The sequence below is a fragment of the Alienimonas chondri genome (assembly GCF_013036045.1).
GTDB classification, from domain to species: domain Bacteria; phylum Planctomycetota; class Planctomycetia; order Planctomycetales; family Planctomycetaceae; genus Alienimonas; species Alienimonas chondri.
On the sequence record NZ_WTPX01000308.1, the window covers coordinates 1 to 2,064 of the forward strand.

Sequence of the window (2,064 nt, forward strand, 5' to 3'; positions counted from 1 at the left end):
GTCCGTCTCCGCCGATCAGGGTGCCGCTGGGCATGTCGGCGCCGCCCACATCAGCGAGGCCGTCCCCACCCGGCGGATCGCCCCGGACGCCGCCGCCGCGGGCCTCGAATCCGATTACGCCGTCCTCGCCGCGCTGGGCGAAGGGGGCATGGGCGTCGTCAGTCGCGCGGAGCAACGCTCGCTCGGCCGCGACGTCGCCCTCAAACAGGTCAAGGGCCGCGTCAGTTCCCGCCAGAAGGCCCGCCTCGCCACCGAGGCGGTCGTCACCGGCGAACTCGAACACCCGAACATCGTTCCGGTCTACGACCTCGGCCGCGACGCCGGCGGCGACCTGTTCTACGCCATGAAGGTCATCGGCGGCCGCGGGTGGAACAAGGTGCTCAAGCTCCCCAAGGGAGCCGAGGGCGCCCTGAGCGAAGAAGAGCACCTCGACGTCTGGCTGAAGGTCGCCGACGCCGTCGCGTTCGCCCACCACCGCGGCGTCATCAACTACGACCTCAAACCGGAGAACGTCCAGCTCGACGGCTTCGGTCAGGTGCTGGTGCTCGACTGGGGTCTCGCCCACGTCACCGATCGCTTCGCCAGCCCCGGCCGCGTCGCGGACAACCAGCGCGGCGGCGGCTCCCCGGCCTATATGGCGCCGGAGCAGGGCCACAACCAGCTCGCCAGCATGCGGCTGACGGACGAGCCGGACCTGCCCGTCACCGCCGCGGTCGACGTCTATCTGCTGGGCGCGATGCTCTGGGAGATCGCCACCGGCAAACGTCCGCACACCGGCGACGACGCGGTCGCGGAGCAGATCGCCCAGCGCGCCGGCCGCGCCCAGGCGGTGCGGTTGGACAAGACGCTCGCCTGCTGCGTCGCCGCCCGCGAGAACGTTCTCACCCCGACCGACCGGGACGACGAACTGATCGCCGTCGCCCGCAAGGCGATGGCCACCGACCCCGCCGATCGGTACGAATCGGTCGAGGCGTTGCAGGCCGCGGTCCGCGAGTACCGCGCCCACGGCCAGAGCCGCCGTCTGACGGCCCGCGGGTCCGAACTGGTCGCCGCCGGGGAGCTGGCCCGCGGCGCCGCGGCGTTCGACGACGCCGTCGCCCTCTGGCCGGACAACGACGAGGCGAAAACCCTCGCCGTCGACACCCAGAACAAGCTGGACCGCCGCAAGCAGGCGACGCGGTCGCTGGCCCTTTCCTTGGCGCTGGTCACGCTGATCGGCTTCGGGGCGGTCAGCTACACCGGCTACCAGCAGCACCTTGCGCGGCAGGAGGCGGAGGAAGCCCGCGAGAAGGAAACGATCGCGCGGGTCGAGGCGGAGGACGCCCGCAACGATCTGATCGCCGCCCAGGACGTGATTGTTCAGGAGAAGAACGCCGCGCTCGCCGCCCGCGGGGAGGCGGTCGCCGCGGAGAAGCTGGCCCGAACCGAGCAGATCCGGGCGGAGAAAGCCGCCGAGGAGGCTCGGAAGAGCGCCGCCGCCGAACGGATCGCCGCCGCCGCGGAGCGCGAGGCGAAGCTCGCCGCGGAGCAGGCGACGAAGAAGGCGCTCGCCGCCGCCGAGGCGGAGAAGAAGGCCACGATGGCGGCGGTCAAAGCGCGGGAGGACGAGGCGAAGGCGAAAGAACAGGCGATCGCCGCCGCGGACGCCGCCAAGAAGAGTGCCGAGGCGGAGAAGGCGGCGAAGCTGCTGGCCGTCTCCGAGCAGCGGAAGGCGGAGGCCGCCGCCGAGGCCGCCCGCAAAAGCGCGATGGCGGAGAAGGCCGCGAAGGAACTGGCCCGCGAGGAGGAACAGAAGGCGCTCGCCGCCGCCATGGCGGCTGAAAAGAGCGCCGAGGCGGAGAAGCAGGCGAAGTTGCTGGCCGTCGCCGAACAGAAACGCGCCGAAGCCGCCGCCGAAGCCGCCCGGGTGGCCGCGGAGAAGGAGAAGCAGGCGAAGCTGGCGGCGATCGCGGCCCGGCGGGTCTCGGAGCATCGCAGTTACGTCTCGCGGGTCCGGGCCGCGGACGACCGCCGTCGCGACGATCTCGGCGGCGCCCGCGCGGCGTTGGCCACGCTGGACCGGGC

Annotated in this window: 1 protein-coding gene; it reads left to right on the plus strand. The window is 72.4% G+C overall.

Annotation, left to right across the window (positions count from 1 at the left end):
- A partial coding sequence (locus tag LzC2_RS21260) for a serine/threonine protein kinase (RefSeq protein WP_171190025.1) occupies positions 1–2,064 on the plus strand: 2,064 nt, incomplete at both ends.